Raw genomic sequence first — 23,252 nt, 5'->3', positions numbered from 1 at the left:
CGTACCTCGCTGCCGAGCGGTCCACTCGGGATGTCCGATCGGTAGGGGAGTTCGTGTGCTGCCGACCGAGATCGCCCAGGGCGTGACGGCCCGCGCCGACGGGACCCACACGATCCTGCACGCCCTCGGCGAGGATTCCTGAGACGTTCTCGGCCCGAGTTCGCTCAGTGGTGAGGCCGCCGAGCGACTACCGCGAAGTTCAACGGGATGCGTGGTGCGCCGTCGAGCAGCGTCCACCCTTGCTCGCAGGGTACGAGATCGGAAAACGCGGGCCAATCCATGTAGGGCAGCTCCGTCAACGCTTCGATGACGAGCCCGGCACCCAGCAGCGCTCCGACGATCTCGCCCAGATCGTGGCGCCACTCGTGATTGGTGGTGTGGGCGATCTGTCCGTCCGACTCCTCGGTGTAGGTACCCGAGTCCGAGTAGCTCCGAGCGCCGCCGCCACCGAGGTAATCGTCGTCGATCTCCCACGGTTCGAACTGCATCGCACCCAGAATCGGATGATCGTCGCGGATCACGAACACCCCACCCGGTTCGAGCAGATCATGGATCGACCGCGCCCATGCGGTGAGCTCCGGCAGCCAGACGATGGTGCCCGCACTGGTCACGATGGTATCGAAGCGCTGATCGAGCACTGCCGAGGCGAACCGCGCGTCCCCCTCGACCCAGGTGATGTCGCGACCGTCGGCCTCGGCGATCCGCGCCGCGTGCCGCAGCGAGTTCGGCGACAGATCCAGCCCGTGTACCTCCACCGCGCCCAGCCGAGCCCAGGACACGGTGTCGGTACCGATGTGACACTGCAGATGCAGCAGCGACAGCCCCCGGATCCCGGATGCCGGGAGATGCGGCGCCAGCACCGCGAGATCGTTGCGCACCACCGAGGAAATATCGTCCGGATCGGCCAGGAAGGCGTCGACGTCGTACATCCGCGACCGCGCGTGCACGTCGGCCCGGTCGTCCCAATTCGCCCGATTGGCGGCGATCGCTTCGGCTTCGAGCACGGCATGACCTTTCGACGGCGGCGTGATGGCGAGAATCAACGCTAGCGTCGAGTACACATCGGGTCGATCTATTTTGTGCTGCTTGACCTCTCGGAACGCCCTCGGCAACCCGTACACCAATTCGGCGCCGTGACGGGGGGCGAGTACCGATCTCTGAGCGCCTGACGGCGCGTCGTGGTCGGCCTATTCGGACGTAGGCGTTAGGGCCTTGGTCAGCGCGGGGACGGCGAGGGTGCGCTGCCATAGGCGCGCTCCACCTGCGAGGAGAAATGCCTCGATCCTCGCGGACAACTCCGCGGGTGTGCCGACGTTCTTGTAATCCGGAAGTCCATCCCAGCACAGGCGGCGGACCAGGTCAGGGGAAAGCAGGTTCTCGACCGGGATGGAGTGTTCGGTGGAGAGTTCGCCCATGGCGCCGCGGGCGGTGGTGAGGCGGGCGGCGGCGACGGGGTCGCGGCGTTCCCAGCGGTTGACCGGCGGTGGGCCGTCGAAGGGGAGGGTCAGTGGGGGGAGTTGTTTGTCGGGGAGGGTGCGGCCTCGTTCGACGGCGGCCAGCCAGTCGCGCGAGTAGCGGCGTTGGCGGGGGCCGCCGAAGACGGGGAGGGTGCGCAGTTGGGCGATCGAGCGGGGTTCGCCGGTGGCGGCGGCGACGATGGCCGAGTCGGGCAGGATGCGGGCGGGGGCGACGTCGCGGGCGCGGGCGAGTTCGTCGCGGGTGGTCCACAGTTCGCGCACGATCGCCAGTTGGCGGGTGCGGCGCAGGGTGTGGATGCCGGAGGTTCGGCGCCAGCGGTCGGCTTTGGGGGAGGGCGGGTCCATGGTGCGGACGTGCTCGAATTCCTCTGCGGCCCAGTCGAGTTTGCCCTGGGCGGTGAGGTCGGCGGCGACGGTGTCGCGCAGTTCGAGGAGCAGTTCCACGTCGAGGGCGGCGTAGTTTAGCCATTCGTCGGGCAGCGGGCGGCTCGACCAGTCGGCGGCGCCGTGACCCTTGCGCAGGGAGCGGCCGAGGAGGTTTTCGACCATCGCGGCCAGGCCGACGCGTTCGTAGCCGGCGATGCGGCCGCCGAGTTCGGTGTCGAAGAGGCGGGCGGGACGCAAACCCAGTTCGGCGAGGCCGGGCAGGTCTTGGTCGGCGGAGTGCAGGACCCATTCGAGGTCGTTGATCGCCTCGGCCAAGGGGGTCAGCGCGTCGGTGACGGGAATCGGATCGATGAGGAACGAGCCAGCGCCTTCGCGGCGGAGCTGGATCAGGTACGCCCGTGCCGAATAGCGGAAGCCGGACGCGCGTTCGGCGTCGACGGCCAGGGGACCGGTGCCCGCGGCGAGGGTTTTGGCGGCCGCGGCGACCTCGTCGGCGGTCGCCAGCACAGGTGGAACGCCCTCGGCAGGGACGAGCAGGGGCTCTGCTGCGGTGGGTTCCTCGGCGACCGACATAAACGTGAACTCTACGTGGCGATCAAGGGCGATCGGTGCGGGTATAGGACTCCGGTCGTAAATGGGTGATCCCGGCGGGCGGCAGCCCGGCGGCGAAGGCCAGCACTTCGCAGAACGCCTCGACGTGTCGGCGCATCTCGGTGGTCGTCGCCGTCCACGACGCGCGCAGTTCGAGCTGGTGGGCGCGCGGTGGGCCCGCGATATCGCCGTAGCGGACCGAGCTGGTCGCGGTGACCGTGCCGCCGAGTGCGGTGAACGGTTCGCCGCGCGATTCCAGGGAGTCGACCAGCCAGCTCCACGCGACCTCGGGTAAGAGCGGGTCGGCGGCGAGCGCGGCGTCGATATCGGCCTGGATGTAGGCGACGAGCCGGAACACGCCGTTCCAGGCCTCATCGCCGTCGGGGTCGTGTAGCAGGATCAGCCTGCCGAACGCGTCGCCCTCGGAGTCGATGGGCACCACCGGGCCCTCGGGGTGGATGACCTCCGCTCCGAGCGCATAGGAGAACGGCGCCAACCGTTGCGGAGGCCGGATAGGCGCCAGCTCGATTTGTGGGTGCACTGTTGCGGTGCCCATCGCATCGACCGCCGCCCGAAAAGAAGCAGGCTCACGGGGCGTTCCCCCGGTCGGTGCGGCGCCGTCGCGGATGTCGAGCGGTGTCACGAGGAGGAACGGTAGACGGTGGGTGCCCGGTGCCGTCGGAGGCGCGCCGCCTTGCGCGTTGCGTGCGGTCTGTGTTGCGGAGGGTGCATTCTCGGCGGCGATGTGATGCGCGATGTGCGACGCGAACGGGTCCGGTGGGTGTCGGGTATCCGGCGGACCGAACGTGTGGTTGGTCCCACACCTCGACTGGGCGTGCGGTTGGTCGGGGATCGATGCTTAGGATGAACGGCGATGAGCACTTACACCCGCCGCCGGTTGACCGATGCCCCTTTCCTGGCCGCCGCCACCGGTGCGACGCCCAGCAGGCGCCCGGTGTGGTTCATGCGTCAAGCCGGCCGATCGCTGCCGGAGTACCGCGAACTACGCAAGGGCGTCGGCATGCTCGAGTCGTGCTTCGACCCGGAGCTGGTGTGTGAGATCACCATGCAGCCGATCCGCCGTCACGGCGTCGACGCGGCAATCCTGTTCTCCGACATCGTCGTTCCGCTCAAGGCCGCGGGCATCGACCTCGACATCGTGCCCGGCGTCGGTCCGGTCATCGCCTCGCCGGTGCGCACCGAAGCCGACGTGCGCGCGCTGCCGCGACTGCGCCCCGAAGAGGTCGGTGCGGTCACCGAAGGCGTGCGACTGCTCACCGCGGCGCTCGGCGACACCCCGCTCATCGGTTTCGCGGGCGCACCGTTCACCCTCGCCTCCTACCTGGTGGAAGGTGGGCCGAGCAAGCAGCACGAGCGCACCAAGGCGATGATGCACGCCGATCCGAAGACCTGGCATGCCCTCCTCGGCGCCCTCACCGACATCACCATCGCCTTCCTGCAGGCCCAGTTGTCGGCCGGGGTCGACGCGGTGCAGCTGTTCGATTCCTGGGCGGGCGCGCTGTCGCTGGCCGATTACCGTGAGTTCGTGCTGCCGCATTCGGAGCGGGTGTTCGCGGAGGTCGCCTCCGCCGGAGTGCCGCGTATCCACTTCGGTGTCGGCACGGGCGAGCTGCTCGGCGCCATGGGTGAGGCAGGCGCCGACGTGGTCGGCGTGGACTGGCGAGTGCCGCTCACCGACGCGGTGCGTCGGGTCGGCGCCGGAAAAGGCTTGCAGGGCAACCTGGATCCCGCGATCCTGTTCGCCGGATTCGACGCGGTCGAGGCCGAGACGCGGCGGATCGTGCGCGAAGCCGACGAGGCGATCACGCTCGGCGCGACCGGGCACATCTTCAATCTCGGCCACGGCGTGCTGCCCGATACCGATCCCGGCGTGTTGACGGCGCTGGTCGAGCTGGTGCACTCGCTGTAGAGGTCGATGCCCGGCCGACGTCGGTCAGGGTGCGCGTCGTCGGCGGGGCACGTCGCGGCTACGGTCGTGTCATGAGGATCGCGGTCGTCGGTGGCGGAATCAGCGGGCTCGTCGCGGCCTATCGGTTGCGGCAGCGGCTGGGAGACAGCGTCGATATCGTCGTGCTCGAGCAGGGCGGGCGGGTCGGCGGGGTGCTGCACACCCGCGAATTGGCCGGGGAGCCAGTCGATCTCGGTGCCGAGGCGTTCGTGGGGCGCAGGCCCGAGGTGATCGAGTTGATGAACGAACTCGGCCTGGCCGACCAGCTGGTGCGGCCTGCCGGAAAACGGCCGCTGATCTGGGCGCAGGGGTCGGCGCATCCGCTGCCGGGGCGCACCCTGATGGGGATTCCGTCCGATGCCGAGTCGCTGCGTGGGCTGGTCGACGATGCGACGCTGGATCGGGTCGCCGCCGAGGCGCAGCGTCCGCTGCACTGGGAGCCACGCTCGGATGTCGACGTGCAGACCCTGGTGGGTGACCGTTTCGGCAGGCAGGTCGTCGAGCGGAGCGTCGATCCCTTGCTGGGTGGGGTCTATGCGGGGATCAGTGCTTCCATCGGCGTCCGCGCCGCGCTACCCACCCTTGCCGAGGCGCTCGACCACGGTGCTTCGAGTCTCACCGAAGCCGTCCGCGCGGCCATGCCCGCCCCCAGTTCGGCCCCGGTGTTCGGTGGTCTGCGCGATGGCTACGGAGCGCTGCTCGCCGCGCTGGCCGATGCTTCGGGGGCCCGTTTCGTCACGACCACGGCCGCGACGCGCGTAGCCCGCGCACCGCGCGGCTGGGTGGTGGACCCACTCGGAGCCGTCGACGCGGTGGTCATCGCGACGCCGGCTCCGGTCGCTGCCCGCCTCCTGCACTACTTAGCGCCCGAAGCAGCCCAGGCCGCCGCCGGTATCGAGCTGTCCTCCTCGGCGCTCGTCGCCATGGCCCTCCCGCGCGACACGCCACTGCCGGACAACTCCGGCATCCTCGTCGCCACCGGAGAACCCTTGCGCGCCAAGGCGTTCACCCTGTCCAGCCGCAAATGGCCCCATCTGGCCGAGCGCGACGTCGCCCTGGTCCGCGCCTCCTTCGGCCGCCTCGGCGACGACAAGTCGCTGTCGTGGACCGACGACGACCTCGTTGCAGCGGCGGTCACCGACCTGTCCACCGTCACCGGCATTCCGATCACCCCGCTCGAAGCGGTCGTCCAACGCTGGCCCGGCGGCCTTCCGCAGTACGCTCCCGGCCACACCGAACGGATTGCGACACTCGAATCCGCCATCGCTCCCCTCGACGGCATCGCGGTCGCGGGCGCCTACCTCCATGGCGTCGGTGTCCCCGCCTGCGTCGCCTCGGGCACCGCCGCCGCGGAACGCGTGGCTACCGCGTACATCGAGAGCACGCAGCGCTAATCCCGATGCTGGGCGATATTGAAGACATTTCCATCAGGGGCGCGGTTGAAGAATCGGGTGATGCCCCACGGCTCGGTGGTCAGCGGGTAGACGATCTCGTATCCCCGCTGCTGCACCGCGGCCAGCGCCGCCTCGACATCGTCGACCTTGACCGAAACAACAGGATTTTCCGGGGCGGTCGCGTCCTGGGTGACGAGTTGGATGTTCGCCCCGGTCGCTGGTGACGAGTAGCGCGCCACCCATCCCGAATTGAACTCCTCATCCCCGAGCCCGAGATAGTCCGCAGAGCTACGCGGCGAGTAATCGGCGCGAACGCCTGAACTCGTCGTCAGGTCGGTGGCTCGGGGGACCAGACTCCGACCGCGGTTCCCTCTTCGACATGCCTGCGATAGGTGACGACCTTGTTGTGGATCACCGCGAGATCGGCCGTCAGGTCGGCCAGCCTGTCACGAACAGACTGCTCGTGCGCCTCGAGCAAGGCCAGCCTCTCCCGCTCGTTTCCCGGCCCCGAGCGAACGAGCCCGGCGAAGGTCCGCAAGGTCGCGATGGGCATTCCGGACTCGCGGAGGCGGTTGCACGTCCTCACATCTTGACCTAGATCGCACTCTAGATTTTACCGTCAGCACATGGCGATCAATCAGCAGCGCAGCATCGGTAGCGGGTTCGGCCCGCGTAGCACGGCCGACGAGGTCGTCGAGGGCGTCGACCTGACGGGGAAGACGGTTCTCGTCACCGGCGGCTACTCCGGTCTCGGTAAAGAAGCCACCCTGGCGTTGGTGCGGGCCGGGGCGCACGTGGTCGTGCCGGCCCGCCGCGTCGAGGCTGCTCGAAAAGCACTGTGCGACAACGAGAATGTGCAAGTGGCTGAACTCGATCTGGCCGATCTCGAGAGTGTCCGGACGTTCGGTGAACGGTTTCTCGATACCGGCCGGACCATCGACGTCATCATCGCGAACGCGGGGGTCATGGCCTACGGGCAGCAGCATGTCGGGCCGGGCTGGGAAGCGCATTTCGCGATCAATCATCTCGGGCACTTCGCACTGGTCAACCGGTTGCGACCGGCGCTGGCCCGGAGTGGGGCTCGCGTGGTGACGGTGGCGTCGTCCGGGCACTTCCTGTCCGATATCCGCTGGAACGACCTGCACTTCAGCCGCGACTACGACATCTGGCGGGCCTATGGTCAGTCCAAAACCGCCAACGCGCTGTTCGCCACCCACCTCGACGTGGTCGGTGCGGCGACAGGGATCCACGCGTACTCCGTGCACCCGGGCAGCATTCTCACGCCGCTGCAACGCAATATCGCCCGCGCGGAACAGATCGCGCAGGGTTGGATCGGCAGGGACGGCCGCCAGGCCGTGGGTTTCAAGACCCCGGCGCAAGGTGCGGCGACAGCAGTCTGGGCGGCAACCGCTGCACCGCTCGCCACATACGGCGGTGCGTATTGCCAGGATTGCGATGTCGCCGAACTCGCCATCGGTGACGACATGCTCGTCGGCGGCGTGAAGCCGTGGGCCGTCGATGCCGCTTCCGCCGCGCGTCTGTGGACTCTGTCCAGCGAGCTCACCGGACTCGACGGCTTCTCCGGCTGACCAGCGGCGTGTCATCGGACATCGGTGATAGCGATGCTGCATGATCGCCCGCTGTGACCATTGCCGGTGAGCAGCGCAGCGCGCGGAGCCTGATCCTCGATCCCGACCTCGGGCCTGTCGAACTTCACGACGGTGAAGTGACGACGGTGACCTCGGTGTTCGGCAGTGACGAGTCCTCGCCGTGGCGGGCGAGCAGGCCGGTGGCGGACTGAGCCCCAGCGGCGGGCAAAAACGCCGCAGTGGCACCATAGATCCATGGCGCGACTCGACTTCCAGGCTCTCAACTCCTCCATTCGCTACCTGATGTTCTCGGTGTTCCAGATTCAGCCAGGTGTGCTCGGTGAGGACCGAGCCGGGGCGACCGAGGAGGCGCAGGAGTTCTTCGACGGACTCGCCGACAAGGGTGTGGTCCTGCGCGGGATCTACGACGTGGCGGGGCTGCGGGCCGACGCCGATTTCATGCTGTGGACCCATGCCGAGCGGGTCGAGGACTTGCAGGCCGCGTACTCCGACTTCCGGCGGACCACCGAGCTGGGCAGGGCGAGTGCGCCGGTCTGGAGCAACGTGGCGGTGCACCGGCCCGCGGAGTTCAACAAGAGCCACATTCCGGCGTTCCTGGCAGGGGAGGACGCGGGGAACTACATCTGCGTGTACCCGTTCGTGCGGTCCTACGAGTGGTACCTGCTCCCCGACGAGGAGCGGCGCAAGATGCTCGCCGACCACGGCAAGGCCGCACGTGGGTACCCGGATGTGCGGGCCAACACGGTTACTTCGATGGCGCTGGGCGACTACGAGTGGCTTCTCGCGTTCGAGGCCCCCGAGTTGCACCGGATCGTCGATCTGATGCGCGACCTGCGGGCCACCGAGGCGCGGCTGCACGTGCGCGAAGAGGTGCCGTTCTTCACCGGACCGCGCGTCGAGATCGAACAGCTGATCACCGCACTGCCGTAGCAACGCGGACACCGAAGGCCCGATTATCAAGCGGGCCTTTCTCATCGGCCTGATGTAGCAGCGGTCTCGCGCTCACGTATCGTGAGCGGGCCGATTGTGGCTATGAGGGTGAGAGAGATTCGCGCGTGGTACCAGGGTGGGGAACGGACCGGACCGAAGAGGACCGATCCGCTGTAGCGGCTATCGATCGAAACGCACCGGAAACGGCTGAGTCGCGCCGCACTCCGGCGCAGTGGCTGCGCTCGGCGCGCACCGACCTGTTCGTCGCCGGTTGCTACCTGTCGCTCGCGGTTTTCGTACTCGCCGGGCTGTGGTCGAACCCGCGTAGTGGGTACCTGAGCAAGAGCGATCAGGACCAGACGCTGTTCGAGTGGTTCAATGCCATCACGGCGCGAAATATCACCCACCTGGGGAGTCCGCTCAGCACGCAGCTGCAGAATTATCCCGACGGCGTGAACATGATGGCCAATACCCTCATGTACGGCTGGGGGGTACCGTTCACGCCTGTCACCCTGCTTTTCGGGCCGACCGTCACTTTCGTGTCGGCGCTCACGTTCGGCCTGTCCGGCACGGCGTTCGCCTGGTACTGGGTATTTTCGCGCGAGCTGGTGGCCTCGAAATTCGCCGCGGCCGTTGGCGGTGTGTTCTGCGGCTTCGCACCCGCGATGATCGCGCACACCAATGGGCACGCGAATTTCGTTGTCCTGGTGTTGCTTCCGATCATCGCTGTGCAGGTCATCAAAATGGCGCGGCACGCGGAGAACGCTGTCGGGGCACGACCCGTGTGGCAACCGCGCGCCGCCGTCGTGCTCGGACTGCTTGTCGCTCTGCAGCTCACGTTGGGTGAGGAGCCGCTGCTGATCTTCGCGCTCGGCTTCGCGGTCTTCGCCTTGGCCTACCTGCGCACCCGGCGCGCCATCGTGCTCGCGCTGCGCGCGACGGCCCCGTCGGTACTGCTCGCGGCGCTGATCACGCTGACGCTCACCGGTTTCGGGCTGTGATGGCAGTTCGCCGGCCCGCAGTCGTACCGATTCATCGGGATCGGCCGGGTCGGCAACGATGTTCTGTCGCTGTTCCAGTTCTCGCCGGAATCGGCGGGCAGCATGTTCTCGTTCGGCCCCGATGTGAGCATCAATCCGACCGAGGACAACGCCTACTTCGGCTGGCCACTACTTCTGCTCGTCGCCGTGGCCGGGTTCTTCCTGCGGCGCGAGCGCATCGTGCGGGCCGCCGGGATCGTCATCGTGGTGTTCACGACGCTGTCGCTCGGCATCGTGCTGTCGTTCGACGGCGTGGTGCGCTTCGGCGACGGTGACCTCGCCATGGTGCCGATGCCGTGGCTGGCTTTCGGGTGGATTCCGCCGCTGAACGGGATCATCGAATCACGGTTCGCCATGGCGGCCATTCCGGTCATCGCGATAATCCTGGCCATCGGCACCCAGCGGGCGATCGAATCGTGGCGTGCCGCTGCCTCGATGCGGCGGCCCGTTGCCTGGTTCGGCGCCCTGACCTTCGCGTTGCTGCCCATCGCGCCGACCGTGCTGCCCGTCGAGGAACGCCCCGCGACGCCCACATTTTTCGCCGACGGCACTGTGCGGCAGTACGTCTCGGACGGCTCGGTGGTGATCGTGCCGCCGCCCACCTCGGCGGACGCCATCGCGCTGCGGTGGCAGGTCGACGCCGACTTCGCCTTCCCGCTCGTCGGCGGCTACTTCGTCGGCCCGAGTGGCGCGGACCGCGGGGCCGGTTACGGCGCCGACCCACGGCCCACCGCGGTTCTGCTCATGCTGGTCCGGATGTTCGATACGGCTCCGGTCGTCGATCGAGCTCTGCGCGAGCAGGCCCTCGCGGATCTGCGTTACTGGCGCGCCGATGTAGTGGTGCTGCCGCCGTCGCAGAGTGCCGACGCCCTGCGTCGCACCGTGGATGACCTGCTCGGCATCCCGTCCGAGCAGGTGGACGGCGTGTGGGTGTGGGACGTGCGCGGTCTCGTTTGACCATCCAGCCATCATTCAATCAGTGATTGAAATACCGATTGAAACGTGTTTCACTTCTGGGTATGGTCGATGAGGTCAAGACGGGGACGCGGCAGCGACTGCTGATCGCCGCCGAAACATTGCTGCTGACCGAGCCGTACGACGAGGTCTCCGTGCGCGGCATCTGTGTCGCAGCCGGTGCGAACGCCGCTGCGGTGCACTACCACTTCGGATCGAAGGAAGCCCTGGTCGGTGCACTGATCGAAGACCGGCTGGGACCACTGTGGGCCGATGGTCTTGCCCGCGCGAGCGCCGGACGTGACTCGCTACCCGCCGTCGTCGACACGATCCTGGCCCCCTTCGTCCAGCTCGCCGGCGACCCCATGGGTCGCTTGCACCTTCGACTGCTGTCCAGGTTCGTGCTCGGACGCCATCTCACGACGTGGCGGGGTCCGTGGTTTCGGATGGGCACGTGGGTCACGCTCCTTCCGGAGGTGAGTGACCGGGAGAGCCGGCGTCGGTGGATGCTCGCCTTCGATCTGATCATCATGCGTTTCGGCAGCCCCGAAATCGAGGAACACGGCATGGCGCAGCCGGACCTGGCGACCCTGCGAGATTTCGTGGTGGCCGGTTTGACCGCGCCGACGGGAGAACAGCTATGAACGACATCTTCGCACCGGCCCAGCTGGGTCCGATCACCTTGCGCAACAGGGTGATCAAGGCCGCGACCTTCGAAGGCCGCACGCCGGACGCCCTGGTCACCGACGAACTGATCGACTTCCATCGGGAGGTCGCCGCCGGCGGTGTCGGCATGACCACCGTCGCGTACTGCGCGGTCGCGCCCGGCGGTCGCACCGATCGGCATCAGATCTGGATGCGCCCGGAAGCCGTTGCGGGACTGCGGAAGCTGACCGATGCCGTGCACGCGGAGGGCGCCGCGGCCAGCGCGCAGATCGGTCATGCCGGACCGGTGGCCAACGCGGCCTCCAATCGAGTGCCCGCGCTCGCGCCGAGCCGGATGTTCAACCCGCTCGGCATGAGATTCACCAAGACTCCCACCATCGCCGAGATCGCCGAAACCGTGGCCGCGCACGCCGATGCCGCACGCCTGGCCGAGCAGGCCGGATTCGACGCGGTGGAGATTCATTTCGGCCACAACTATCTGGCCAGCGCGTTCCTGAGCCCGCTGCTGAACCGGCGCAAGGACGCCTACGGCGGATCTCTGCTCAATCGGGCTCGAATGGCGCGTGAAATCGCCTGTGCGGTCAAGGATGCCGTGGGTGATCGGATCGCGGTCACGGCCAAGATCAATATGGAGGACGGCCAGGCCGGTGGCCTCACCGTTCCCCAATCGCTGCAGGTGGCCGCCTGGCTCGAGGCCGACGGCGCGCTCGACGCCCTCGAATTGACCGCGGGCAGTTCGCTATTGAACCCGATGATGTTGTTCCACGGCACACCCCCGCGCCGCTCCTTCGCGAAAACCCTGCCCAACCCGGCCCGCCTGGGGTTCCGCCTGGTCGGGAAGTCCTTCCTGAAGGAGTACCCGTACCAGGAGGCGTACCTGCTCGAGCGGGCCCGCCACTTCCGGCGCGCACTGTCGATGCCGCTGATCCTGTTGGGCGGCATCACCGATCTCGACACCATGCGCCTGGCCAGGACCGAGGGCTTCGAATTCGTCGCCATGGGCCGGGCCCTGCTGCGCGAACCGAATCTGTTGCGCCGCATTCAATCCGACGAATCGACGCGCTCGGCATGCGTGCACTGCAACGAATGCATGCCCACCATCTACTCGGGCACGCGCTGCGTGTACCGCCCCACCCTGTCGCGCGAGCCGATCCAGCTGACACTCGGCTGAACACACCCGACGGAGGAGGCATACCGTGCCCGCCATACAGCGAACAATTGGGAGATCGTGCATGCAGATCGAGGGCAGCGTCTTCGTCGTCACCGGAGCCGGGAACGGCATCGGACGATGCGTCGCATCGGAGCTGGTCGCCCGCGGTGCGATCGTGGTCGGCGCTGATCGTGACGAGCGGGCGTTGGCCGCCACCGCCGCACTGGTCGCGGACCGCGAGCGCTTCACCGTCTACCCGCTCGATATTTGCGACCGCGCCGCCGTGGCCGCGTTCCCCGGCAGGGTGATCGCCGTCCACGGGCGAGTCGACGGCCTGTTCAACATCGCGGGAATCGCCCAGGAACTGCAGACCGTGGCAGACCTCAGCGACGCCCGGATCGAGACGCTGATGCAGGTGAACTTCTTCGGCGCGGTGTGGATGTCGCGGGCCTTCCTCCCGCACCTGCTGCAACGCCCCCGTGGCGTCATCATGAACACCTCGAGCCTGTCGGCGATCGTTCCGGTGCCCGGATCAGCGGTGTACGGCGCGTCGAAGGCCGCGCTCGCCCTGTTCAGCTACGGGTTGGCGCAGGATTTGCGTGGCCGCTCGAATGTCACGGTGACCACGGTGCTTCCGGGTTCGGTCTGGACCGACCTGGTGCGCAAGGTAGCCCAGCAGATGGGTGCGCCCGAGTGGCTCGCCAAGGGATTCTCCGCCCAGCCCGAGCAGGTGGCGCGCCGCATCGTGGATACGACCGCGAAGGGTAAGGGCCGTGTCGTGATCGGCAAGGACGCCCACGTCTACGACGCTGTTCTGCGGCTCAGCACCCGACTGGCCGATCGGCTGTCCTACTTGCAGGTCGGCCACGGTGTCTACCCCGCGCGCACCGCGCGCACCCGCAGCTGATCCTCAGCGTTTCAGCTGGTCGATTCCTCGGCGGGGCGCAAGCGCAGCGAGATCGAGTTGATGCAGTAGCGCTGGTCGGTGGGGGTGGGGTAGCCCTCGCCCTCGAACACGTGCCCGAGGTGGCTGTGGCAGTTCGCGCACACCACCTCGACCCGGCGCATACCCAGGGTGTCGTCGGGCTTGAGGATCACCGCGTCGGAATCGGCGGGATCGAAGAACGACGGCCACCCGCAGTGGGATTCGAACTTCTCTGTGCTGCGGAACAATTCGGCGTCGCAGGCACGACAGGTGTAGACGCCCTCGGTCTTGGTGTCGGTGTATTCGCCGATGAACGGGCGCTCGGTGGCGGCCTCGCGCAGAACGGCGTATTCCTCGGGGTCCAGTTTCGCCCGCCATTGCTGCGGCGTCAGCTGGATGCGCGGCGTGGGCAACGAAGTATCAGAACTCATGGCTCCACGCTAATGGTTTCGGCCGGTGCGCGCCGTGAGCGGTGCGTCACCGGCCGATAACTACTTGAGCGCGGGCTCGCGGTCCTCGACCGGCGCCACAGGATCATCGCGGTGCGGCGGGATGTCGGCGACCGGTGCGACGGGCGCCGGTTCGTCGGTGCCGTCGCGTGAATCGGGCGCGTTCGCGATCCAGGTCGGGTCGATCCCGAACTGCAGCCTGCCCTCGCGACGCGCCGCCAGATACCGGTCGCCGAGCACACAGAACACGACGATGAGCAGCAGCCCCCAGCCGAAGGTCACCCGCAGGTATTCGAGGTTGCGGCCGACGCCCTGCCAGCGATCGGAGAGCCACTTGTCGTAGGTCATGAACCCGAAGATCGCCAGCCACGCGGGCCAGTTGCGCAGCACGGAATTGCGCAGCACCACCGTCATCAGGAACGGGAAAACCATCATCGAGTAGTACATCTGGCCCAGCGAGGGCAGCAGGAACCAGGCGGTGAGCAGCACGCCGGAGAACGTGGTGACGAAGAACAGCTCGTCGTGGCGGTAGTAGCGCCACAGCAGCCACAGCGACACCGCCACCACACCGGCCATCAGTACCTTGACCAGCAGGATCAGCCAGTCCGGCAAGCCGTAGTAGAGCCCGTTGCCACCGACCGAGCTGTTGAAGTAGTCGCGCGTCTCCGCCAGATACGGCAGAACTCGGGTGAAGAATTTCTCGGGGTCCGCCGAGAGCGGCCAGGCGATCGCGGTGAGCGTCAACGGCACACCGAGCGCGGTGATGAACACCTTCCACTGGCCGCGAACGGCCGCCACCAGCAGCAACGGCGCCAATGTCGGCTTCACCGCGATGCTCAAACCGAGCGCCACACCGGCCCAGAGGTCCCGACGCGCCAGCAGCAGCGTGATGAACACCAGCTCGGCCAGCAGCAGGCAGCCGTTGACGTTGGTGAAGACCAACGTATTGGTCACCGTCTCGGAGGCGAACATCGCCAGCAGCAGCGCGGGCGCGGCGATGGAGCCGAGGCCGAACTTGAACAGGCGAAGCAGCAGATACCAGGCGAGCAGGATCGCGACGGCGTTGAGCCCGATGAACAGCCAGCGCGACAGCTCGTAGTCGATGATCGCCACCGGCGCGATCAGCAGCGTTCCGCTCGGATAGTAGAGATAGTGCGGATCGACCGACGAGAAGTCGGCGGTGTACAGCGGCCTGCCGTTCAGGAACTCGAACGAGGCGTTGTACACAGGCCGGTAGTCATCGGTGACGAAGCCGTTGATCGCCTTGATGAAGACGCGGTTCAGCACCATCATGACCGCGAAGGGCCAGAGCGCGAACTTGATCACCTCGGCGGAGGTGCGAGCGGTACGGGGCTCGAGCTGTCGGAACAACACTGGGGCACGGTACACCGGATCGGGTTGCGATGGTGTCGCCGGACCCGGATGACGCGCCGGAACCCGGCGGTTGCCCCGAACGGATCAGGCCGGGCAGGCGCCGCCGTCGGCAGGCAGTTTCGCCTCCGCGAGGTAGTCGGTGACGGCCTTCTGCGCGCACCCGGAGTGGGTGACGACCGGATGCCCCCAACCCTGCCAGGTCATCGTGGCGTGCCGGGCGCCCGCCGAGCCGAGCGCGCCGGTCACCGAGGCGGCGGCCCCGCCGACGATCGGATCGGCGGCACCGGCGAACACCAGCACCGGCAAGTCGAGTTTCGTCGGCAGCGGCGCCGCGGTGGAGACCGGCCAGGCCGAGCAGACCATCAGCCCGATGGCGGCATTACGCCCGAATACCGGATATTTGCTCGCCCATGTCTGGGAGAGTTCACGGGCCTTGTCCGCGGTCGGGGGCTGCTGGCTGTCGGTGCACCGGTTGACGAACTCGCCGTCGGAGGTGATCGCGGCGGCCTCGCGCACGATCATGGCCGACAGCGGTCCGCGATCGCCACGGTCGGCGGCGGCCAGGACATCGGCCAGTGCGGTGACCCGATTCGCCTGGTCGCCACGGGGACTGGACAGGAAACCGGTGAGCGCTGTCGACAGATCCGCGGCCGAGATCTCGCCGAGCCCGCCGCTGGTCGCCTTGTTCATCAGCGCCACGACCGCGGCGCGCGGATCGGCCCCGAGTGCGCAGTTGGCGGCCTTGCAGCGCTGCGCGAAGGCTGTAAGCGCCGCTTCGGCGCCGGTGACGCGCGCCTCGGCCATGGTGGTGGCGTCGGCGCCGACCGGCTCGGGGGCGTCGAGCACGAGTCGGGCCAGGTGGTCGCCGTAGCGGCGGCCGTAGCTCAGGGCCACCTTGGCGCCGTTGCCCGCGCCGAGCAGATTGATCTTGTCGACCTGCCACTGCTTGCGCAGCTGTTCGATGTCGTCGGCGGCGTGCGGTGCGTCGAACGTGCCCTCGTAGGGCTGCAGGAAATCCCGGCAGGCGATGGTGGCGTCCTGGCTGAAGCCCGCGACGGCGCCGACCTGATCGGCGTTGCCCACCCCGGTCTGGCCGAGGTCGGTCATCACCGCGCGTAGCTGCGCCGGAATGCAGTCGATGGGCTGGGAGGCGCCGATGCCACGCCGGTCCACCGCGACGATCGGTTGCGCGGCCAGTAACGCGCTGTTGGGCCCGATCGCCAGACCGGCCAGCGTCGACGCCGACGAACGGTCCGAACCGGAGGTGAGCACCAGCGGGGCGGCGTCGGCGGGGGTCTGCGGCAGCCGGGCCCGCAGGGCACCCGCGCGGAAGGTGCCGAGCACGGTGCCCGCGGTGTCGATCGGCGTCGAGAACTCGGCGCAGTCGAGGATCAGCCCCGCGGGGGCGGCGCCGAAGTCGAGCGAGCTCAGGGTGGCCGCGGTGCAGTCACGCCAAGCCAGATCGGTCTTGGGCACCTCCGCCTTGGCCAGGTCCTGTGGCGCGGGCGCTTCGGTCTGGGCGCCACCGGCCCCCGGGCGCTCGACGGCGACGACAGGCCGATCAGACGGTCCGGCCCCACAACCCGCGAGCATGATCGACAGTGTCGCGGCCGTTGCCGCGGCCCGAGTCCAACGCATGCGCTACACACTGCCAGGTTCGGCGCCAGGTTTCATCGACGGGCCCAGCGGGCCAGGACGGTGCCGTCCTCGGCGAGCACCAACTGCTTGCGGGCCATCGGCAGGTCGAATGAGCTCGCCGACAGCGAGATTCGCCCGCCCGCGCCCCCGACCAGCATCGGGGCGGTGGTCAGGCACAGTTCGTCGACCAGACCTGCCTCGGCCAGCTGCCCGAACAAATGTGGTCCGCCTTCACACAGCACCCGGTGCAGACCGCGTTCGGCGAACACCCGGATCAGCGCGGCGGGCATGATCGCGGCCTCACCGGCGACCACCACCTGCGCGCCCGCGTCCTCGAGGGCGCTGACCTGCGCCGGGTCCGCATGCCTCGTGGTGATGATCAGCGGTGGCACCTCGGCGTCGGTGAAGAATTTCGAACCGGGATCGAGCTTGGCGGAGGCGGTGACCACCGCGATCGGTGGCGGGGTGCCCTCGGGGTGACCGCCGATGCCGTGCCGGTGGTGCGCCATGCGGCGTTGCGGGTCCGTGTGCGCGCCGCCGTAGTTCTCGGCGCGCAGTGTGCCCGCCCCGATGACGACCACATCGGCCAGCTCGCGCAGGACCGTGAACACTGTCTTGTCGGCTTCGGTGCCCAGCCCTTCGGAAACACCGTCGACGGTGAACGCGCCGTCGATGCTGCTCACGAAGTTCGCCCGCACCCAAGGACCGTCCAGATGCCGCGGATAGGCATAGCACCTGGCCAGTGCGTCGGGGTCGAGGTCTGCGAGCTGGGTCACATTGTGGATACGCTGCATAGGGATCGATGCAACCACGTCCGTACCATTTGTCCATGCAAGAACGCCTTGTCGATCGCCATCCGGAGGTCCCGGCCGACCAACTCGTCGCGCAGATGGTGCCCCCGCCCATGTTCGACGAGGTCAGCTTCGCCTCCTACATCCCCGACCCCCAGGAACCGAGCCAAGCGGCCGCGGTAGCCAAGGCGGAGGAATTCGCAGGTCAGGTGGCGAAAATCCACAAGGCCGGCTCGAAGAAGAGTCTCTTCGGCAAGAAGAAGGCCGTGTCGGGCGCAGGCCTGTATCTCGACGGCGGCTTCGGTGTGGGCAAGACCCACCTGCTCGCCTCGATCTTCCACAGCTCCCCGGCGCCGAAGTCGTTCGGCACCTTCGGCGAGGTCACCAACCTGGTCGGCGCGCTGGGCTTCAACAACGCCGTCGAACGGCTCTCCGCCAACAGCGTGCTGTGCATCGACGAGTTCGAACTCGACGATCCGGGCGACACGATGCTGGTCTCGCGACTGCTCACCGAGTTGTCGGCCCGTGGCGTCTCCATCGTGGCGACGTCGAACACGCTGCCCGGCCAGCTGGGCGAGGGCCGTTTCGCGGCCTCGGACTTCCTGCGCGAGATCAAGAAGCTCGGCTCGATCTTCGATCCGGTCCGCGTCGACGGGCCCGACTACCGCCACCGCGACCTGCCGCCCGCCCCGGAACCCACCTCGAACGAGTTGCTCGTCGAGCGTGCCGCGACCACCCCGGGGTCCACGCTCGACGAATTCGACGTGCTGCTGAAGCATCTGAGCACCCTGCACCCGTCCAAGTTCGGTGCGCTGATCCAGGGCGTGGCCTCGGTGTTCATCTCCGATGTGCACACCGTGACCGATCAGGCCGTCGCGCTGCGCGTGGTCGTGCTGGCCGACCGTCTCTACGACGCGAGCATCCCGGTGACGGTCTCGGGCGTCAAACTCGACGAGATCTTCTCCAAGGAGATGCTCGACGGCGGCTACCGCAAGAAGTACTTGCGCGCGATCTCGCGTCTGCTCGCGCTGTCGCGTTTCGAGGCTGGTGTCGTCTAGCGGCTGGTGCCGCAGTGCAGGGCTACAGCACGCGTTCGAAGACGAAATCGGAATGCAGCTGGCTGCCGACCATGAAGGTCTTGGTGCCCACCTGCCGAAAGCCGTGCTTGGCGTAGAACTTCTGGGCGCGTTCGTTGGCCTGGTTGACCCCGAGCCAGACCGCGTCCGCGCCCGCCAGCCGCGCGGTGTCGACCGCGGCCTCCATCATCGCCCCGGCGACGCCGCTGCCGTGGTGTCCTGGCAGCACGTACATCTTGCTCAGCTCGACCACCGACCCGGCGTGCACCCGCGCGGCGACCTCGGGGTCACTCGGCCTGCCCGCGACGAGCATGGCGTAGCCGACGATCTCGTCGCCCTCCACGGCCTTGAGCACTGTCCTGTCCGGGTCGGACAGGTATTCGCCGAAACGTTCGCCGGAGAGCATCTGCTCGAGGAAGATCTCGATGTCAGCCGCGGTGGCCTCGGGCGGGCAGGCCAGCGGAAAGGTCGCGGCCGCGACATCGCTGAGCGCCTCGGCGTCCCAGAGCCCGGCCCGGTCGACGACGACGGAACTGTTGGTCATCCTTCCAGTACAGCATGGCTCGCCTCAGCTGCGACGGGACTGTGGGCCGATACAGTGCGGTGGCACCGGGCCTACTTTGCCGAGTACTGTCCTGCGCATGACGAGCGGTAGCCGCATCGGGATCGTCGGTGCGGGAGTGGCGGGTTTGGCCTGCGCGAAGGTATTGAGTCAGGCGGGTTTCCCGGTCGAAGTCTTCGACCGGGCTCCCGACGTCGGCGGTGTGTGGAGTGCCACCCGCCGGTATCCGGGACTTCGCGCGCAGAACAGCAAGGCCACGTACGCGTTCAGCGATCACCCGATGCCCGAAGATTTCCCCCGCTGGCCCGACGGTCAGCAGATGCAGGCCTACCTGGCCGGATACGTGCAGGAGTTCGGCCTCGGCCCGCACCTGCGCCTCGGCACCGAGGTGGTGGCGGCCGACCCGGTCGACAGCGGCTGGTTGCTCGAGATCCGCGACCAGATGGGCGGGCACCGCACCACCTGCGATCACCTGATCGTCGCCAACGGCGTCTACAGCGACCCGGTGCTGCCCGACCTGCCGGGCGCCGCGGCTTTCCGTGCCGCGGGCGGGCGACTGTGCCATGTCTCGGAGTTCCACGATGTCGAGCAGGCGCGCGACCGCTCGGTGGTCGTGCTCGGCTACGGCAAGTCCGCCTGTGACGTGGCCGAGGCCGTCAGCCATATCGCCGACGAAACCACCGTGGTGGCGCGCAGACTCACCTGGAAGATGCCGCGCAAACTCGGCTTCGGCGCCGACTACGAGCGCCTGCTGCTGACCCGCGCGGGTGAGGCGCACTTCCCCTCCCGCTTCCCGCACCGCGCCGAACGACTACTCGACCGGCTCGCACTGCGCCAGGCGAACATGGACCTGCTGCAAGAGCGGGTGACGCGCAAGCTGCGGCTGCGTGAGCTCGATCTGGTGCCGACGGGCCCGATCTCCGAGATCGGCACCAGCAGCGCGAGCTTGGCCACCGAAGGCTTCACCGAGCAGATCGAGGCGGGCCGGATCGGCGTGCACCGCGACACCGAGATCACCGAACTGATCGGTGGGCGACACGGTCCCGCGGTGCGCCTGGCCGACGGCAGCCTGAAATTGGCCGAGATCGTCGTCTGCGCCACCGGATACCGGCAGGAGGTGCCGTTCCTCACCCCGTTCGTGCGGCGCGCCCTCACTGACGAGACGAGCGATTTCCGGCTCTACCGCCACATTCTGCCGGTGGAGATCCCCAACCTGAGTTTCGCCGGCTACAACAGCTCCCACGTGAGCGCGCTCAGCGCCGAGGTGGGCGCGCACTGGATCGCCGGCCTGCTCACGGGCAGGTTCGTGCCGCCGATGGCCGAGCTGATGAACAACGACATCGACGCGCGCCTGGAGTGGTCGCGCGAGCGCAGCGACGGAAACCACGCGCACGGTGCCTCGGTGGTCCCGTTCTCGCTGGCCAATATCGACGAGATGCTCGACGATCTCGGCACGCCGCTGCCGTTGATGTCGAGGCTGGCACAGTGGGTGCGACCCGTGCGGCCGTCGTCCTACCGCGAGGTGCTGCGCACTCGCGCGGTGGCAGCTCCCGCGGCGCCAACGCCGGCGCCCGTAGCCGAGCGGTAGCCGACACGCCGGATCGCCGTCGGCAACGCCGACGGCGATCGGTGCGTTGGTGATAATCCTCGCGTGGACGCGCTGGATCTGAACCTACTGCTCGCTCTCGACGCGCTGCTCGACACCAACAGCGTGACCGAGGCGGCCCGGCGACTGCACACCTCGACCTCGGCGATGAGTCGCACCCTCACCCGACTGCGCGAGGTGCTCGGCGATCCGCTGCTCGTTCGCTCCGGCAGACAGATGGTGCCGACGCCACGAGCGCTGGAACTGCGCCACGATGTGGCGAGCCTGGTCGATCAGGGACGGATGTTGCTCACCGCCCGCGACGGACACGGACCAGGCAGGCACCGCGACTTCGTTGTCCGCGTGGGTGATTCGGTGGGCGCCCACCTGTCCGGTCCACTGCTGGCAGCGGTTCACGCCCAGCTGCCGGGGGTGACGGTGCGGCTGCTCGCGGCCGACGCCGCCGACGGCGCGGTGGCGCTGCGCGACGGCCGGGTCGACGTCGAAGTCGGCATGATCGGGCAGACCGATCCGGAAACGGTGGTCAAGCGTCTGTTCACCGATCGATGGATCGGCGTCGCCGCTCCCGACCACCCGTTCGCCACCGACCGCCCCACCGTCGCCGCTTACGCCTCGGCGCGCCATCTGGAGGTTTCCCCCACCGGTCGCACGCACGGCCCGATCGACGACCGACTGGCCCTGCACGGGCGCACCCGCCGAGTGGTCGCCACCGTCGCCGACCTGCCTACCGCGCTGCTCACCCTCGCCTCGACCGAATTGGTCTGCCCAGCACCGGAACTACTGTCCCGCGCCGCACGCACCGCGCTCGGCCTGGCGATGTTCGAGATCCCGCTGCCGCTACCGGCCCCCGTCGTCGCCATGGCCTGGCATCCGCGCAATACCGCCGACGCGGGCCATCGCGCCCTGCGCGACCTCATCGGCGCCGTCGCGCACGAAGCCCCGAAGCCGGACGTGGACCCGGGCCTCGTCCCGCTGGCGAAGCCCGCCTGACGCACGCGGCGCGCTCGTCAGCCGTTCGCGCGAGGCTGAGTCGGAAGTTCTCGCTGTCGCGGAGCTCTCGTCGATCTGGTGTGGCCGGAAGCCGGCTCAGCCGAGGTCCGGGGTCGGCGGTCCGAAGACGTCGCGGCGGCCCGGCGGGAGACCGGCCGAGCGTTTCAGCTCGTCGAGCATGGCCTGCAGCTTGTCGACGTGGGCGCGTTCGATGTCGAAGGCGCGGTAGGTGCCGGTGACGGTGATCCCGGCCGAGTCGGTGGCGGTCGGCGGAATCGGGTCGGCCACAGGGCGTTCGAGGGGATCGGACGGGCTCGTCGACAGGCCGCGGCCGGTCGGCAGGCCGAGGGTCGGGGGATCGGCGACGGCCGGGTCGTCGGCGGGGTGATCGTGATTCGTGGGCGCCGCGTGACTCGTGAGCGGTGCGTGGTCCGGTCGGCCGTTGTGGCCGGGCAGCTCGCCGGTGTTCGCCGGTCGACTCGGGGAGGCCGGGCTGTCACTGATATCCGGTGTGCCGCTGACGTGTGAGGAGCTACCGACGCGCGGCGGATCCACCGAGACGTGGTTCGGCTGGGTGGTGAGTTCAGTCGGTGGAGTGAGACGTGGAGGCGGGCCCGAGACGATCTGCGGCTCGGGGGTCTCGCCGGTGGTCAGGCGGTCGTGCGGGGTGAAATCCTCGAACAGGGATTCGGCCCGGCGTGTGGATCCGGTGGTGAAGCCGTTGCGGGCGTGGTCGTTTCGGTCCGGGATCGTCGGCGTGGGTTCCTCGGTGAAGGACCAGTGGATGCCATTGGCGGTGTTGCCCCCGGACCCGGCCTGCGCTGAGGTGACACCATTCCCGTTGCTGGACAGTCTGTCCGGCGACGGGACGCCTAGTCGGTCGCCTCGGGTGGCTTCGTCCTCGGTCGGCTTCTTAGCCGGGCGGGCCCGCTCGATACCGGCATCGGAGCTGATTTCCCCCGTCAGCGGGTCTCCAGCCTCGGTCCGCGCCGACTGTGCTTCGACCGGTGAGCCCGAAACGTCCTTCATCGCGCCGGAACCGAGGCCGAACCCGTTGGCGCCGCCGATCGTCACGTCACCCTCGCGTACGACGGTGCTCACATCCGCGCTTCCCGGCAGGGTCGCGATCGCCGCGGTGTCGCTCCCCGACGCCGCGCCGTTGTCGGCGTCATCGGGGCCCGACGTGGGCGTGCGATCCTCGGAGAGCGCCGTTGCGGTTGCCCTCGTCGAGGCAGGCGCGCTCGGTCCGGGTGTGCGCTCGACAGCCGGTGCCGTCAAGACCGTTCCGATCACCGCGGGCACCGGGGTGCCGTTGCGTGGCGACGCGATGTCACCGGCCACACCGCGGGCGGCGCCGTTGGTCCCGTTGGTCGGCGTCCTGTTGCCGACCGAGGCGGCCGCTACCCTCTCGACGGACGCGCTGCCGGTCGACGCTGCCCCGCTGAGCCGCGTGGGCGCAGGCCGCCGACTCGGCGGTTCGCCACCCGCGCCGTTGCCGCCGGCCGCGACGACCGGATCACTGTCGAACGAGGCCGGTTGGCCGAAGGATGCCGCCGTCTCGGTGCGCGGGACCGGCGTCGCGGCCAAGGCGGTGGGATCGCCGAGGTGGTCGGTGGTCGGCCGGGCGGGGGAGTTGCGGCGCTCGAGCGGGGGCCGCGAGCCGTCGTCATCG

Annotated in this window: 24 protein-coding genes; 13 read left to right on the top strand and 11 right to left on the bottom strand. The window is 68.5% G+C overall.

All coding sequences use genetic code 11. The features are described 5' to 3' along the window. Positions 1–164: 164 nt before the first annotated feature. From NS1_RS23765 to NS1_RS23755, 3 genes are all read right to left on the bottom strand, one after another. Positions 165–1,004, bottom strand: coding sequence for a class I SAM-dependent methyltransferase (locus NS1_RS23765; RefSeq protein WP_062988013.1), 840 nt, complete (start codon positions 1,002–1,004; stop codon positions 165–167). Between the two features lie 183 nt (positions 1,005–1,187). Beyond that, the gene (locus NS1_RS23760; RefSeq protein WP_062987895.1) at positions 1,188–2,438 is read right to left on the bottom strand and encodes an HRDC domain-containing protein; all 1,251 of its coding nucleotides are present in this window, start codon (positions 2,436–2,438) and stop codon (positions 1,188–1,190) included. Positions 2,439–2,460: 22 nt separating this feature from the next. Next, entirely contained in the window at positions 2,461–3,012 is a 552-nt protein-coding gene (locus NS1_RS23755; RefSeq protein WP_056811191.1) for a DUF3000 domain-containing protein, read from the bottom strand. A 318-nt stretch (positions 3,013–3,330) separates the two neighbouring features. Here NS1_RS23755 and hemE point away from each other — a divergent pair, with 318 nt between their 5' ends. After that, the gene (gene hemE / locus NS1_RS23750; protein WP_062987893.1) at positions 3,331–4,386 is read left to right on the top strand and encodes a uroporphyrinogen decarboxylase; all 1,056 of its coding nucleotides are present in this window, start codon (positions 3,331–3,333) and stop codon (positions 4,384–4,386) included. A gap of 71 nt (positions 4,387–4,457) precedes the next feature. Beyond that, entirely contained in the window at positions 4,458–5,819 is a 1,362-nt protein-coding gene (locus tag NS1_RS23745; protein ID WP_062988011.1) for a protoporphyrinogen oxidase, read from the top strand. Here NS1_RS23745 and NS1_RS23740 read toward each other — a convergent pair. Together NS1_RS23740 and NS1_RS23735 are read right to left on the bottom strand one after the other, a co-directional pair. Next, positions 5,816–6,151: a VOC family protein gene (locus NS1_RS23740; protein WP_255284669.1), complete on the bottom strand. Its 336-nt coding sequence runs from the start codon at positions 6,149–6,151 to the stop codon at positions 5,816–5,818. The two genes, NS1_RS23745 and NS1_RS23740, sit on opposite strands and share 4 nt — an antisense overlap. Then, a complete protein-coding gene (locus NS1_RS23735) occupies positions 6,148–6,372 on the bottom strand; it encodes a MerR family transcriptional regulator (protein WP_218019969.1) in 225 nt (74 codons plus the stop codon). The genes NS1_RS23740 and NS1_RS23735 overlap by 4 nt, the downstream gene beginning before the upstream one ends. A 73-nt stretch (positions 6,373–6,445) precedes the next feature. Between NS1_RS23735 and NS1_RS23730 the strand changes: the two genes are divergently transcribed. The 8 genes from NS1_RS23730 (at position 6,446) to NS1_RS23705 (ending at position 13,076) form a co-directional block, all read left to right on the top strand. Then, complete coding sequence (locus tag NS1_RS23730) at positions 6,446–7,408, top strand: oxidoreductase (RefSeq protein ID WP_062987889.1); 963 nt, start codon at positions 6,446–6,448, stop codon at positions 7,406–7,408. Between the two features lie 53 nt (positions 7,409–7,461). Beyond that, positions 7,462–7,620: a hypothetical protein gene (locus NS1_RS40225; RefSeq protein WP_156677388.1), complete on the top strand. Its 159-nt coding sequence runs from the start codon at positions 7,462–7,464 to the stop codon at positions 7,618–7,620. A 43-nt stretch (positions 7,621–7,663) separates the two neighbouring features. After that, the gene (gene hemQ, locus NS1_RS23725) at positions 7,664–8,359 is read left to right on the top strand and encodes a hydrogen peroxide-dependent heme synthase (RefSeq protein WP_062987887.1); all 696 of its coding nucleotides are present in this window, start codon (positions 7,664–7,666) and stop codon (positions 8,357–8,359) included. A gap of 125 nt (positions 8,360–8,484) precedes the next feature. Next, a complete protein-coding gene (locus NS1_RS40220) occupies positions 8,485–9,360 on the top strand; it encodes a hypothetical protein (protein ID WP_157125363.1) in 876 nt (291 codons plus the stop codon). 102 nt (positions 9,361–9,462) lie between these two features. After that, on the top strand, positions 9,463–10,356 hold the full coding sequence (locus NS1_RS40215) for a hypothetical protein (protein WP_157125362.1): 894 nt from the start codon (positions 9,463–9,465) through the stop codon (positions 10,354–10,356). Positions 10,357–10,418: 62 nt separating this feature from the next. Then, positions 10,419–10,997 carry a TetR/AcrR family transcriptional regulator gene (locus tag NS1_RS23715; protein ID WP_062987885.1) on the top strand — a complete coding sequence of 193 codons (579 nt, stop codon included), beginning with the start codon at positions 10,419–10,421 and terminating at the stop codon, positions 10,995–10,997. Continuing rightward, the gene (locus NS1_RS23710) at positions 10,994–12,190 is read left to right on the top strand and encodes an NADH:flavin oxidoreductase (protein ID WP_062987883.1); all 1,197 of its coding nucleotides are present in this window, start codon (positions 10,994–10,996) and stop codon (positions 12,188–12,190) included. Before NS1_RS23715 ends, NS1_RS23710 begins: the two co-directional genes overlap by 4 nt. A gap of 61 nt (positions 12,191–12,251) precedes the next feature. Beyond that, the gene (locus NS1_RS23705) at positions 12,252–13,076 is read left to right on the top strand and encodes an SDR family NAD(P)-dependent oxidoreductase (protein WP_062987882.1); all 825 of its coding nucleotides are present in this window, start codon (positions 12,252–12,254) and stop codon (positions 13,074–13,076) included. A gap of 11 nt (positions 13,077–13,087) precedes the next feature. On the opposite strand, the gene msrB is transcribed toward NS1_RS23705, so the two are convergent. From msrB to NS1_RS23685, 4 genes are all read right to left on the bottom strand, one after another. Further along, positions 13,088–13,525, bottom strand: coding sequence for a peptide-methionine (R)-S-oxide reductase MsrB (gene msrB / locus NS1_RS23700; RefSeq protein ID WP_056811167.1), 438 nt, complete (start codon positions 13,523–13,525; stop codon positions 13,088–13,090). 60 nt (positions 13,526–13,585) lie between these two features. After that, on the bottom strand, positions 13,586–14,917 hold the full coding sequence (locus tag NS1_RS23695; RefSeq protein WP_218019968.1) for a glycosyltransferase family 87 protein: 1,332 nt from the start codon (positions 14,915–14,917) through the stop codon (positions 13,586–13,588). Positions 14,918–15,001: 84 nt separating this feature from the next. Then, positions 15,002–16,555 (bottom strand): alpha/beta hydrolase, encoded by a 1,554-nt coding sequence (locus NS1_RS23690; protein ID WP_056811161.1) that lies wholly within the window; start codon positions 16,553–16,555, stop codon positions 15,002–15,004. Positions 16,556–16,587: 32 nt separating this feature from the next. Further along, a complete protein-coding gene (locus NS1_RS23685; protein WP_056811158.1) occupies positions 16,588–17,349 on the bottom strand; it encodes a pyrimidine reductase family protein in 762 nt (253 codons plus the stop codon). Between the two features lie 35 nt (positions 17,350–17,384). On the opposite strand from NS1_RS23685, the gene zapE reads away from it, so the two are divergent. After that, positions 17,385–18,404 carry a cell division protein ZapE gene (gene zapE / locus NS1_RS23680; RefSeq protein WP_062987880.1) on the top strand — a complete coding sequence of 340 codons (1,020 nt, stop codon included), beginning with the start codon at positions 17,385–17,387 and terminating at the stop codon, positions 18,402–18,404. Between the two features lie 22 nt (positions 18,405–18,426). Here zapE and NS1_RS23675 read toward each other — a convergent pair whose 3' ends face one another. Next, on the bottom strand, positions 18,427–18,966 hold the full coding sequence (locus NS1_RS23675) for a GNAT family N-acetyltransferase (protein WP_062987878.1): 540 nt from the start codon (positions 18,964–18,966) through the stop codon (positions 18,427–18,429). 97 nt (positions 18,967–19,063) lie between these two features. On the opposite strand from NS1_RS23675, the gene NS1_RS23670 reads away from it, so the two are divergent. Continuing rightward, positions 19,064–20,572: a flavin-containing monooxygenase gene (locus NS1_RS23670; protein WP_063816245.1), complete on the top strand. Its 1,509-nt coding sequence runs from the start codon at positions 19,064–19,066 to the stop codon at positions 20,570–20,572. A gap of 63 nt (positions 20,573–20,635) precedes the next feature. Continuing rightward, entirely contained in the window at positions 20,636–21,580 is a 945-nt protein-coding gene (locus NS1_RS23665; RefSeq protein WP_062987876.1) for a LysR family transcriptional regulator, read from the top strand. 96 nt (positions 21,581–21,676) lie between these two features. Here NS1_RS23665 and NS1_RS40920 read toward each other — a convergent pair. Further along, a partial coding sequence (locus NS1_RS40920) for a hypothetical protein (protein WP_169812823.1) occupies positions 21,677–23,252 on the bottom strand: 1,576 nt, incomplete at its 5' end.

The organism is Nocardia salmonicida NBRC 13393, assembly GCF_001613085.1.
GTDB classification, from domain to species: domain Bacteria; phylum Actinomycetota; class Actinomycetes; order Mycobacteriales; family Mycobacteriaceae; genus Nocardia; species Nocardia salmonicida.
The sequence above is the reverse complement of the archived record's forward strand: the minus strand, read 5'-3'. Positions and strand labels throughout refer to the sequence as shown.